We start from the raw sequence: 12,532 nt of genomic DNA, 5'->3' as shown, positions 1-12,532 counted from the left end.
CTTGTTAAATTTTATTCTTGTTCAGGCTGTTTATGAGATGCGAGTCTTATGTTTTCAAAATATCTTTTTCTGAGGTGTTTAAAAGGCCAGAGAATCCAAAGCAGAGGAGGAATAAATAGGCTGCCGACGGACAACAGCCATATAGAAAGCGTAGAGTTCTGGTCTTCAATAAGCCCGATAGCGTTGTAAACGCCGTAAAAGATAAACGTGGCAATAAGCGCGAATGAGATGAGTTGTGAAAGTCTGTCTCTGCTGAAATAAGAGGCTATGCCCATGGCACATAGCGAAACAAGTCCTATGGCAACGATTTTGAAAAAATCGGCGTCATATTCAAGAGTCTCCAGAGAAAATGCCATCCCTAAACCAACCGAAGCCAGAAAGTAATACGCGGCTCCCGTCAGCCACAAGGCGATAGGCAGCAATATCTGGATGATCGTCCACAAAAATGGTTTGCTCGTCATGAAGTGCCTTGTTCTTGGAGGGCAGAAGAAGATTACAAAGCGTTGTGTACTTTTTTGCCAATTAAAAACGAGCTTTTATTGTATAAAACTATTTATTTTCGGAATTTGTCTGAAATCAAAATTGAGTTTGGAAAATTTAGGGAAGGGAACAAGAGAGGGGGCTCCGGGCTTAGGGGGCAAGCCCGGAGAGAAGAGAGGTTTAGTAACTCGACAGAGCCATAACACCGTCCATTTCAACGTCGGTGTTTTTCGGAAGTTCTTTAACCGCGACGGCTGCACGAGCAGGGTAAGGCTCTTTGAAGTATTGCGCCATAATTTCATTAACGGTTGCGAAGTGGCTCATATCGGTCAGGAAAATGTTTAATTTAACAATATCCTGCAAGCTTCCGCCCGCTGCTTCACAGACGGCACTCAGGTTTTTGAATACCTGGTGAATACGTTCGCTGATCTCACCTTCGGCCAGTTCCATCGTAGCCGGAATCAGACCGATCTGGCCTGATAGATAGACGGTGTTGCCGAAGCGCACCGCTTGAGAGTAAGTTCCAATCGCCTGAGGCGCATTTTCAGTACTGATAACTTGGCGCATAGTTCTGTTCCTTAATAATGGATATTAATTTCGTTGAATTTTCTGCACAATCGGCAAGCGTTTCAATACGCGCATGACTTGTGCGAGATGTATGCGGTCACGAACTTTGATGACAAAGTTCATCAAGCTGTAGCTTTCATCTTTGTCATCCGAGTGTACGCGGTCGATGTCGGTATTGGTTGAAGCGATGGTGCTGGCGATTGTTCCCAGACTTCCACGTACATTGTCCACTTCAAGTTGCAGTTCCGCGAGGAACGTTCCTTCGACATTATCGGCCCAGCGCAGCTCGATGCATTTATCCACCTGACTTTTCAGATGTTTGACATTGGTGCAGCATTCGCGGTGAATGACCAGACCTTTCTCTTTACTGATAAAGCCAAGAATCGAGTCGCCCGGAATCGGGTGGCAGCAGTGCGCATAGTGGATAACCATCCCTTCGGTACCGGTAATTGGCAGGGTGGTGTTGGCCGCCTGCTTCTGTTCCTCGGTGAGTGGTTCGCCGGCAAATTCCTGAATCTGTTTGGCCACCAGTGCCGGCATACGGTTTCCGCTGCCGATTTCGCCAAGAAGATCCTGCCAGGATTCGACGTTCAACTCTTCCAGAACGGTCTGTTTGGTTTCGTCGGATAGACTGCCCAGGCTAAGGTGGTTGGCCAGTAAAGCGGTATTCAGCAGGCGTTCGCCGAGGTCGATGGCGTCGCTCGCTTTCAGATTGCGCATATAGTGGCGGATTTGCGTTCGCGCTTTGGCGGTGGTCACAAACTGCAGCCAGCTTGCCTGAGGAGCCGGTTCTTTGCCTTTGATGATTTCGATGCTCTGTCCGCTTTCCAGTACAGTTCTCAACGGGCAGGCTTTCTTATCGACACGGCAACCTTTGGTGGCGTGACCCAGATCAGTATGCAGCGCATAAGCGAAGTCGAGAGCGGTTGCGCCGCGTGGCAGGTCGATAATATCGCCTTTAGGCGTAAAGACATAGATGACTTCCGGGAAAAGATCGATTTTGACGTTTTCCAGAAAGTCGAGCGAGTTACCAGTGCTCTGCTGAATTTCCAGCAGGTTTTTAACCCATTCCTGAGCCAGTGTATCGACTTGGGAAATCTCGTTTTCGTCGTCGCCTTTCTGTTTGTACTGCCAGTGCGCCGCGATCCCGTGTTCGGAGACTTCATGCATCTGCTCGGTACGAATCTGCACTTCCAGGTGGGCGTTATTGTAGGGGCCCATTACGGTGGTGTGCAGCGACTGATAACCGTTTTTCTTCGGTACTGCGATATAGTCCTTAAAGCGCAGCGGTAGCGGTTTGTACAAGGAGTGCACGGAACCGAGTGCTCGGTAGCAGTTGTCGATGGTATCGACAATTACCCGGAAAGCGAAGATGTCGAGAATTTCTGAAAATTTGTGGTTGCGCATCTTACTGTACAGGCTGTACAGATGCTTTTCACGACCGATGACGGTTGCCGGGATGCCGTCCTGATTCAGGCGGTGCTGGAAGTTGTCGGCAATATGTTTCAAGGCTTCGTTGCGGCCGCCGCGAACCTGTTGCAGGCGATGTTTCAGAACTTCGTAACGGTACGGATGCTTGGCTTTAAAGCACAGGTCTTCGAGTTCGATGCGGATGGCGTGAATACCGAGACGGGCTGCGATCGGTGCATAAATTTCGAGTGTTTCATCGGCAATGCGATACTGTTTATCGCGGCGCATGGCACCCATGGTGCGCATATTGTGCAGACGGTCGGCCAGTTTGATCAGAATGACACGGATGTCGCGCGACATCGCCAGCATCATTTTCTGGAAGCTTTCGGCGTGTGCTTCCTGGGCGCTCTTATATTTAACTTTGGCTAGTTTGGTGACACCTTCAACCATGTCGGCAACGCTTTCGCCGAAACGTTCGATAATGTCGTTTTTGTCAAAAGGTGTGTCTTCGACCACATCATGCAGGATGGCGGCAATGATGCTTTCATGATCGAGTTTGTATTCGGCAAGAATTTCGGCGACGGCCACCGGATGCCAGATGTAATCCCCACCGGCTTTGCGTTTCTGTCCCTGGTGAGCCAGGGCGCCGAACTCAAATGCCTGTCTAATTCGTTCAACTTGTTCTTCGTTTAGATAGGATGAAGCCTTTTCAATTAATCCGTCAATTGAAGTGGGGGTTGGCATACTGGCGGGTTCTCCTTAGCGATTAGCTAAAAAATGGAGGAGTATCAGGATCTTCCATAACCACCTTGCCGTCGATGGTGTTCTCTGCCAATTCACGAAGGGCCATTACGGTCGGTTTATCGTTATCCCACTCAAGAGTCGCTTCTGCGCCGTAAGACAATTGACGTGCGCGCTTAGCGCTCAGAATGACTAATTCAAAACGGTTTTCTACTTGTGTTAAACAATCTTCGACTGTGACGCGTGCCATTGTTTCTTTGATCCCATAAATATTTTTGAGTAAAGAGTTAATGTATCAAATCAGAGATTAAAAATAAATGCTGTAAGTTACGGATTTTTAGGTTTTTTGTCAGGTTTTGTCGGAAAAACCGATGTTGACCCGATTCCGACTACAGGCAAACCGAAAACAGCGGTTGGATTTTGGTGGATTGCCGTCCGGATTGAAGCTTTTCCGAACGGTCGTGCCGGTTACTCGCCGAGGAGGCCGGCAATCATGTTTTTATGTGCTTTGGACTGCACTTCGCGGCGCAGGCGTCCGGCTTTGAAAATGCTGTGCAGTTCTTCAAGCGCCTTCTCGAAATTGTAATTGATGACGATATAGTCGTATTCATCGTAGTGCGACATTTCGCTGACCGCCTCGTTCATGCGTTTTTCGATCACTTCCGCACTGTCCGTCCCGCGATTGTTCAGGCGGCGTTGCAGTTCTTCCAGAGAAGGTGGCAGAATGAATATGGATGTCGCTTCAGGCATCAGCTTACGCACCTGCTGCGCACCTTGCCAGTCGATTTCCAGAATCACGTCTTTACCGGCATTGAGTTGCGCTTCTACCGAGCTTTTCGAAGTGCCGTAGAAGTTGCCGAAGACTTCGGCATGTTCCAGAAAATCACCGTGTTCGATTTTTTCCAGAAAGGTTTCGGTTTCCAGAAAATGGTAATTGACGCCGTCCTCTTCGCCGTCGCGTTTCGGGCGAGTCGTGCTGGATACGGAAACCATAATATGGGTATCTTGTTCAATGAGTTTACTGACTAACGACGTTTTACCGGCACCGGAAGGGGCTGAGACAATGTAGAGAGAGCCGCTCATAATTCAAATACTCCAAAGCAAATATTAAGAATCTGACCTCTCTCCGAACCTAGGCGGATTGTTCGGTAACGGACTTAAAAAAGGCCGCGGTCAGGAAATGTCGCATAAGTTTACCAGAGATGGCACCTGAATGAGTGAATCTTGCTTAAGCGGGCGTCTTGTCGGCGTGAATAAATATTCCGCTAAGTTGCGCAAAAGCACCGGGATAGAATAGTGCTTCCGGCATAAATCCATTACAATGCGGCTATGCATAGAGAAAGTATTTTTTTAGTTGGCCCCATGGGGGCCGGAAAGTCCACCGTCGGAAAGTTGCTGGCCGAAAAGCTGCACTATGATTTTGTCGATAGCGATCACGAGATCGAAGGGCGAACAGGTGCGACTATTCCGATGATTTTCGACATCGAAGGCGAGTCCGGTTTCAGGGATCGCGAAGAGTTGGTCATTGATGAGTTGTCGCAACGCAAAGACGTGATTCTGGCGACAGGCGGCGGAGTGGTCGAGCGTGAAGCGAACCGTCAACATTTGCGCAGCCGGGGCTTTGTCGTTTACCTGCAGTCGTCGGTAGACTCGCTGATTCAGCGAACCCGTCATGACCGCAGCCGTCCTTTGTTGCAGACCGATAACCCGGAGCAGGTGCTCACTGAACTGATGCAGCGCCGCGAGCCGTGGTATCTGGAAATGGCCGATATGGTGGTGGAAACCCAGCAGGTTCCGGTGCATCGAGTTGTAAAGAAGATTTATGACCGTTTGCAGCAGGAAGGCATCGTTTAATTAAAGTTTGTGTCTTTTAAAGAGACTTTAAGGTTTTTAAAGAATGAAAACATTAACCGTTGATTTGGGGGAACGCAGTTACCCGATTTTTATTGGTCAGGGCATGCTGGGCAGCGCCGAGTTGGTGAAGCCGTATGTGCAAGGGACTCAGGTTCTGATTGTCACCAACGAGACCGTTGCTCCTTTGTATTTGCAACAGTGCGAAAAAGCGTTTGCTGATTTTGATACGCATTCGGTCGTGCTGCAGGATGGCGAGCAATACAAAACGCTGGAAGAGCTGAACAAAGTGTTTGACGCCTTGATCGGGAACCGTTTTGACCGTAAATGTACGTTGGTTGCTTTAGGTGGCGGCGTTATCGGTGATATGACCGGTTTTGCCGCGGCAGCTTATCAGCGCGGGGTCAACTTTATCCAGATTCCGACCACACTGCTGGCGCAGGTGGACTCTTCGGTTGGCGGAAAGACCGGTGTCAATCACCCCTTAGGTAAAAATATGATTGGCGCTTTCCATCAACCGGAATGTGTCATTATCGATACGGATACTCTGAATACGCTGGAAGATCGCCAGCTTTCCGCCGGTCTGGCGGAAGTGATCAAGTACGGTCTGATTGTTGATTTGCCGTTCTTCGAGTGGTTGGAAGAAAATCTTGAGAAATTGCTGGCACGCGATCCTCAGGCGCTTTCCGAAGCGATCGAACGCTCCTGCCAGAATAAGGCGGATATTGTTGCCAAGGATGAAAAGGAAGCGGGCTTGCGCGCGCTGTTTAATCTTGGCCACACCTTTGGACATGCGATTGAAGCAGGCATGGGCTATGGCGTCTGGTTGCACGGTGAGGCGGTCAGTGCCGGAACCATGCAGGCGGTCTATATGTCGATGCTGATGGGCGATCTGACTTCCGAAGACGAAAAACGCATTGCGAAAATCCTTGATCGCGCCAATCTGCCGATTATGCCGCCTTCCGTCGAAGAGATGAGCAAACAGAAGTTCCTTGATCTGATGGCCGGGGATAAAAAGGTTCAGGCTGGAACCATCCGTCTGGTTCTGTTAAAAGCTATTGGACAGGCTTATGTCACCGGCGACTATCCGTACGAGTTGCTGGAACAGACTTTGGATGAGTTTCGTTCTTAATCGACGTCTTCATTGACCTGACAAAGGAAAGCGGTAAATTAGTGTTAATTTGCCGCTTTTTTTATTGAAGCAATTTTCCAAGCAAGGAGTTGAAATGCCGTTTTCCCATATTCCCGGAGTGACTTTTTCCATGCGCGATGCTGTAAGCGTTATCGAGGTGGAGAACGACTATGCAAAGGCGGTCATGACTGCTCACGGCGCGACGGTGCTGAGTTATTGCCCGAAAGATAAAAACGGCGATTTGCAGGAAGATCTGCTCTGGGTCAGCGAACAGGCGGTTTTTGACGGTAAGGCGGCGATACGCGGCGGTATCCCGGTCTGCTGGCCATGGTTCAGCGGTTATCAGAGCGAATTCAATGCACTTTTGGAGGAAGGTGCGCAGCCTCCAGCACACGGGTTTGTGCGCAAGATGTCCTGGCATTTGGAAAATGTCGAAAAGTTACCCAGCGGAGTGACCACGGTTCTGTTCTCGCTCTCTTCAAGCAAGGAAACGCAGGCAATCTGGCCTTATGCTTTCGCGCTGCAACTGCAGGTTGTGGTCGGCGAGACCTTGAGTCTGTCTTTGACAACCCATAACCTGAATGCATTCGATCTGCAGTTGACCGAGGCACTGCATACTTATTTCCGATTGCCGCCAGACGACACTTTACAGCTAGATGGGTTGCAGGGCGCCACACAGATCGAAACTTTGCAGCAAAACCGGCAAAATCTGGTCGGAACTCCGGTCGTTATGCAAAGCCCGATTGATAATGTCTATCTGAATGCAGGGCCGTCGCTACAGGCTAGCGTGCAGGGCGAACCTGTGTTGCAGATCGACAGTTCTCATGCGCGCTCATGTATTGTCTGGAACCCGGGCCCGGAGACGGTGAAAGGTTTCAGCGATATCGAAAACAGTCACTGGAAGGAGTTTGTTTGCATTGAAAACGGTAATGTCTGGAATAATTTCGTTACCGTACCGGCGGAAAGCAAGCACAAAATGCAAATTGCCATTTGCAAGCCGTGAAGGCGGACAGAGTGAGCGATCACGAAAAGTTACATCTGGAACATGAAGCGGCCAAACTGTTCATGCGCCGCTATGAAAAACAGTTTGGCATTCCAATGCGGCATATCTGGCACAATACGCCGCGTAAACCCGATGTCAGCTGTTATCTGAATGGCGAACGTCTGGATTTGGAGATCGCACACCTTTACGGCAGCGAAGTGGAAGCGAAACATATTCTCGGGCGGGAATTATCTGACGAAACCCGCGCCGCTTTGCGACATTTACAAAAGACGCCGCCAACGCACCGTCTGCTGGAAGCCCTGAACGAGGTGTTGCTGAAAAAGTCTCAGAAGCGCTATGACTCGAAAAAAGTCTGGCTGGTTATCCGCAACCTTAATCCGCATTGGCAGACGGAAGCTTTTGCTGAACATGCCCATCTTATTCAGCAGATTGACCACCATCCTTTCGAACAGATCTGGCTGCTAAGTCATCAGGATCACAATTCGGAATGCAATCTGTTACGGTTAGATGGACTTGGTGAACAGCAGATCCTTATCACTCCGAGCTGACTTTTTTATGCTAAAGGGTCGGATTTTGATTTTTAGCAGTTAATAGGTAAAACCCCCAGTTCGAATTGGCGTAATTCCAAATCTATCGGTTTAAGAATCCGGCGCTGGTTATTAATACGTAAAGGCGGCAGGATTATCCGATAGCGTTGAGCTTTTATACTTCCCAGATTCATCGAAAACGTGACCGTCGTTCCTCTATCGCCGATCCCGATGATTTTATCGCCTAATTGAGCTTTGATCGTTGAACAGGCCGACATAGTACTCAGTTCAATGCCGCGTGTCTCTTTGGTCGCCTTATCAAGCAGTGTGATTTCCTTTCCTGACCAGATAAAATTAAATGGTTTTTCAGGCAGGTTGAGATTCAGATAACCTTTGAGGTTGTTCATTTCTGTGTCGCTTTGAAAACGCCACAATCGGCCTTTTGCCTGAAAAGCGCCGAGCGGCTCTTTGAAGGTTTTGTATTTAAAATAGGCCGCCTCTTCGCATGAGAAGTGTTTGCTTTTCTCGCTGTTGCTTTGACACTGGTGAACTTCTTTATGGTAGCGAGCTAATTGATTTTCGGTCATATAGACGACACGGTTTCTTGAAGATGAAGAAAGGAGCGATCGAACTATGACTTCGTGTAATAGTAGGCTTGTCGGATGCATGGCTATATGAGCTGGGGCTTTCTCGGACGTAGATATATCGGGAATTTGTAAGGAGACCGTTTTGGGCGTGAAGTTTTTAAGCGAAAAAAATGGTGAGCTTAAATTGCTTGAGAAAGGTTTGGCGGGCACGCCATTGGAATCAAAAGCTGTTGGCACAGCGATTAAATTATTCCAGTTGATGATGCCATTTGATGGAGAAGCTTTGCAGGCCCTGGTTACAACTTGAGGTTCCACAGTCTGGATTGATTTTTTATCGGCGAGAATTTGAATTCCACCTTGTTCCCATTCTATTGTCGTATTTTCGGCAACAGTGAGTTTAATATCAACTTTTCCATTTCCCTCTTTTTTAAAAGTCTTGAGTTCTAAACTAATACCGTCAGATAGCGTCCATAACATGGTTGTAGGAGCTCCGGCTGCGCCGTGACACAGGTTCCCGGAGTATTTCAATTCTTCACCCTGTACGACCGGTTTGTAATAACTCTGATGAACGGTTGGTATGGCGCAACTAAAGAGCGCTGGTATCAATAGGATAAATAAAATTATCTGTCGCATCGCCAGGCTCCTTTAGATCAAATTAGGTTTTGGATTAATTCGTTTATCGCGCTTATCTAGGTTATTAAACAACTTTAAAGGGAGAGCGAAGTTGACCTACTGCAAATTTATTAATAGTTTAGTTAAGGAAAGGAGTCAAAAGCTTGATCAGAAGAGGGGCTATTTATTTTGTCTGGGAGCTAAATTACCGATTGCGTTGTTAATTTGCATGATCGCCTGATTGAGAGTCTCTTTTGAAACAGCGATATTCACGCGCATAAATCCGGTTCCGGTCTGACTGGCTCCGGCAAAGCTTTCACCGTCATTGAATCCGAGTTTGGCATCTTCAATCAGCCATTTCTTTAACGCCTGATGGTCGTCGAAAATTTCCCGGAAATCGAGCCAGACGAGAAATGAGGCTTCAGGTTTCATCAGCCTGACGTTGGGCAGATGGGTTTTGAAAAAGCTCTCCAGCAGTTCGATATTCTCGGCAAAGTGCTGTAGTAACTGATCGCGCCACTGTCTGCCCTGTTCGCTGTAGGCGGCTTCCAAGGCGATCTGTCCAAACAGATTCAAATCGTAAATGGCGTTCGCTTTGGCATACTCCAGATAGGTTTGTTTGAGTTTGCGGTTCGCAATCAGGGCATAGCCGGTTTGCAGTCCGCCAAGGTTAAAGGTTTTACCCGGAGAGGAAAGGGTAATCGTCTGCTCGCGGATCGGGTGTTCCAGTGATGCGAGAGGAATATGCCGGTTCGGTGCAAAGGTCAGATCGGCATGAATCTCGTCTGAGACGAGCGTCACATGATGTTTAACGCAGATATCGGCCAGCTGTGTCAGTTCCTGTGTCGTCCACACCCGCCCGGAAGGATTTTGCGGGTGGCAGAAAAGCAGCAGTTTCACGTGAAACTGTTCGATTTTCGCTTCCAGAGCGGCGAAATCAATCGAATAGCGATTATCTTGCAACACCAGCGGGGCTTCGACTGTTTGGCAGTGGTGGCGGCTGATGGCATCGAAAAAAGGTGGATAAACCGGCGGCATCAGCATAACCGCATCGCCCGGAGCGGTATAGGCGCCGACCGCCATCATAAAGCCATTGGCGACATTATGTGTAAACACGATCTCACTCTTTTTGACCTCCAGTCCATACTGCGCCTGCCAGTCGATAATTGCCTGATAAACGCTGTCGGGAGTGTGCGGATAGCCGAGGATCGGATGTTGCAGACGTTTTTGCAGCGCCTCGATTATAAACGGCGGGGTCGGCAGATCCATATCGGCGACCCACATCGGCAGGACGTCGTCGGTGCCGAACAGCTTGCGCCGCAGATCGTATTTTTCGGCATGCGTGTTTTCGCGGCTGATAGCCTGATCAAAGTCAGGCCGGTTGGTGTTTATGTGCTTCAGCGTTTTTTCCATAGGGTCATTTGTGACAGGGTATGTTGGAATTTGCGTTGTGTTTCGCGAATGACAAACGGCATGTCTTCCGGATCGCGCAGCATTTCGAACTCTTGCGCCAGCAGTTGTTGCAGTGTTTCCAGTGTTGTTACGTTCTCGCCGCTTTGAGCGTCTTTATAACCGCCAAGCCAGTGTTCTTTCTGGGTATGCGCGGTATCCCAGCTGTAAGGCGAAGCCAGCAACAACAGGCCGCCATGATTCAGTCGGTGACTGATATCCAGAAGGAATTTCTTCGGCTCGTACAGACGATCCAGAAGGTTGACCGCAACAATCATGTCGTAGCCGGTAAAGATTGGCTTCATATTACTGGCATCCTGCTGCAGAAATTCGCATTTTCCGGCTGTGTTGTGCAGACCCAGTTCCGCAAGCGTCTTTTCCTTAAAGTCCATAATTTCGCCTTCCTGCGGAATGGTGTAACGCACTGAACCGGTGGTTTGCAGCTGGTTGGCGATGCGGATAAAGCGCGCCGAAAAATCCAGAGCCGTCACTTCGTTAAAGTGTTTAGCCATTTCAAAGGCACCACGCCCGACCGAACAGCCAACTTCCAGAACGCGCAGATCGTTGCGTCCGGCAAAGTCGTTATCGGCGCTGATTGCATCTATAGCGTATTGCGCATAGGCTTTGGCGAAGTTCGGCACCTTGAAGTATTCGTCGCCATAGTGGAACTCTGTGTACTGAGCGACAAGACTGTCGGTTTCGTAGGTTGAAAACTCGGTCTGTACTTCGGCATTGGATTCGATATAGCGGAAACCGGCATGCTGGAAAAAGTGACGGCGGAAAGCATAACGTGAATGGCCGTTGATTTCGTTGCCGGTAGAGATCCAGCTGCCACCTTTAAAAAGGTTGTGCTTGTTGTCATAGGTCGGTGTGGTGAAATCGTCGTACAGCGGATGAACCTTAAAGCCATCGTACGGGTAGATTGGCGTTACCGTCCACTGCCAGACATTGCCGATGACATCGTAAAATCCGTTGCTGGAAAATTGGTCGACCGGCGTGGAAGATGCGAACTGCTGCAGATTCCAGTTGGCTCGTTCACTGTGTTGCATCGCTTCTGAATGGTCGAGCAGACGCAGCCATTCATCTTCGCTCGGCAACCGGATCGGTTTACCGGTCTGTGCGGCTTTCCAGCGGCAGAAGGCGCTGGCTTCGAGGAAGTTTACTTCCACCGGCCAGTTCCACGGCATCGGAATCTCTTCGGTCATGCAGCGCAGATACCAGCCATCCGTTTTTTGAACCCAGAAAGTCGGATGTTTGTCGGGGGTAAACTCACGCCAACGGTTACCTTCATCATCCCAGTATTCGGCGTTTTGATAGCCGTCGGCTTCGACAAATTGCAGATATTCGGCATTGCTGATCAGGTATTTTGCGGCTTTGAATTCACTGACCTCGGCCTGATGCTGACCGTATTCGTTGTCCCAGCCGTAGTAGGGGGCGGGATCCTGATGATCGATTCTGATCTCACCGCCTGAAACAGTCAGCAATTCATTCGTTGGCGCCTCGCCGCTGTCCGGACAGACAGGGAAAAGCGGGCTGGACTGCACCTCTTCTATCGGTAGCTGGCGGATCAGAACCGAGGAGGTTTCCAGATGAATGCGTTCATGCTCTATGCCCATCATCACCGGCCAAAGCGGACTCTGCCAGTCGATCGGCAGAGTGAATTCGACTTCATCGATCAGCTTGTTGACCGCTGCTCGGACCTGATCGCGATAGTCGCGCACCTCTTGCACGCTCGGCCAGTCGTAATGCGCGTCATTCAAGTCGTCCCATGACATTTCGTCGACGCCGATAGCGCACATGGATTCGATTTTCGGGTTGATGCGCTGTGGCAGCAGTTTGGCCAAAACCAGTTTATTGGTGAAAAAAGTCGCGGTGTGTCCGAAATAGAAGATCAGAGGATGGCGTAGCGAGCATGGGCGAAGGTAGTAGGCTTCGTCGGCTTTCAGCGTGGTAAACAGTGCTTCGTAGCTGTCATAGGTGAGATTGAAGTAGCGTTTGATTTCGGCGCGTTTCTCTTCAACCGAACCTTGAGTCAGGAGCGGGGTCTGACTGATCAGATCTTTCCTGTTCAACCCCCAGGGGTTCTCTGTCTGCGCGATAGATGGTCTGTCGGTCTGCATGCGAGAGGTTGCCGGGTGTTGCATTACTTACTCCTGAGTTAAAAGCATTGTCC

At 49.4% G+C, this 12,532-nt stretch carries 12 protein-coding genes; 4 read left to right on the top strand and 8 right to left on the bottom strand.

The window, feature by feature from the left end; translation table 11 throughout:
- Positions 1-11: 11 nt before the first annotated feature.
- The 5 genes from HQN79_RS11715 to gmk form a co-directional block, all read right to left on the bottom strand.
- Complete coding sequence (locus HQN79_RS11715) at positions 12-461, bottom strand: hypothetical protein (protein ID WP_173286766.1); 450 nt, start codon at positions 459-461, stop codon at positions 12-14.
- A gap of 199 nt (positions 462-660) precedes the next feature.
- The gene (locus tag HQN79_RS11710) at positions 661-1,047 is read right to left on the bottom strand and encodes a RidA family protein (protein ID WP_173286764.1); all 387 of its coding nucleotides are present in this window, start codon (positions 1,045-1,047) and stop codon (positions 661-663) included.
- A gap of 24 nt (positions 1,048-1,071) precedes the next feature.
- Complete coding sequence (locus tag HQN79_RS11705; protein ID WP_173286762.1) at positions 1,072-3,201, bottom strand: RelA/SpoT family protein; 2,130 nt, start codon at positions 3,199-3,201, stop codon at positions 1,072-1,074.
- Between the two features lie 22 nt (positions 3,202-3,223).
- On the bottom strand, positions 3,224-3,448 hold the full coding sequence (gene rpoZ, locus HQN79_RS11700; protein ID WP_173286760.1) for a DNA-directed RNA polymerase subunit omega: 225 nt from the start codon (positions 3,446-3,448) through the stop codon (positions 3,224-3,226).
- Positions 3,449-3,666: 218 nt separating this feature from the next.
- On the bottom strand, positions 3,667-4,281 hold the full coding sequence (gmk, locus tag HQN79_RS11695) for a guanylate kinase (protein WP_173286758.1): 615 nt from the start codon (positions 4,279-4,281) through the stop codon (positions 3,667-3,669).
- Between the two features lie 246 nt (positions 4,282-4,527).
- Between gmk and aroK the strand changes: the two genes are divergently transcribed.
- The 4 genes from aroK to HQN79_RS11675 all read left to right on the top strand — a co-directional run bounded on the left by aroK (position 4,528) and on the right by HQN79_RS11675 (position 7,732).
- Positions 4,528-5,052 carry a shikimate kinase AroK gene (aroK, locus tag HQN79_RS11690; protein ID WP_173286756.1) on the top strand — a complete coding sequence of 175 codons (525 nt, stop codon included), beginning with the start codon at positions 4,528-4,530 and terminating at the stop codon, positions 5,050-5,052.
- A 43-nt stretch (positions 5,053-5,095) separates the two neighbouring features.
- A complete protein-coding gene (gene aroB, locus HQN79_RS11685; RefSeq protein WP_173286754.1) occupies positions 5,096-6,181 on the top strand; it encodes a 3-dehydroquinate synthase in 1,086 nt (361 codons plus the stop codon).
- 94 nt (positions 6,182-6,275) lie between these two features.
- Entirely contained in the window at positions 6,276-7,184 is a 909-nt protein-coding gene (locus HQN79_RS11680; RefSeq protein ID WP_173286752.1) for a D-hexose-6-phosphate mutarotase, read from the top strand.
- An 11-nt stretch (positions 7,185-7,195) separates the two neighbouring features.
- A complete protein-coding gene (locus tag HQN79_RS11675) occupies positions 7,196-7,732 on the top strand; it encodes a hypothetical protein (RefSeq protein ID WP_202984494.1) in 537 nt (178 codons plus the stop codon).
- Between the two features lie 32 nt (positions 7,733-7,764).
- Here the strand turns inward: HQN79_RS11675 and HQN79_RS11670 are convergent, their stop codons facing one another.
- The 3 genes from HQN79_RS11670 to ovoA form a co-directional block, all read right to left on the bottom strand.
- Positions 7,765-8,931, bottom strand: coding sequence for a hypothetical protein (locus HQN79_RS11670; RefSeq protein ID WP_173286750.1), 1,167 nt, complete (start codon positions 8,929-8,931; stop codon positions 7,765-7,767).
- 159 nt (positions 8,932-9,090) lie between these two features.
- Positions 9,091-10,323, bottom strand: coding sequence for a MalY/PatB family protein (locus HQN79_RS11665; RefSeq protein ID WP_173286748.1), 1,233 nt, complete (start codon positions 10,321-10,323; stop codon positions 9,091-9,093).
- Positions 10,308-12,503: a 5-histidylcysteine sulfoxide synthase gene (gene ovoA, locus HQN79_RS11660; protein WP_238843379.1), complete on the bottom strand. Its 2,196-nt coding sequence runs from the start codon at positions 12,501-12,503 to the stop codon at positions 10,308-10,310. Before ovoA ends, HQN79_RS11665 begins: the two co-directional genes overlap by 16 nt.
- Positions 12,504-12,532: the final 29 nt, after the last annotated feature.

Source organism: Thiomicrorhabdus xiamenensis, from assembly GCF_013282625.1.
GTDB lineage: Bacteria > Pseudomonadota > Gammaproteobacteria > Thiomicrospirales > Thiomicrospiraceae > Thiomicrorhabdus > Thiomicrorhabdus xiamenensis.
Note: the sequence above shows the minus strand (reverse complement) of the source record. Positions and strands in the feature narration are given on the sequence as shown.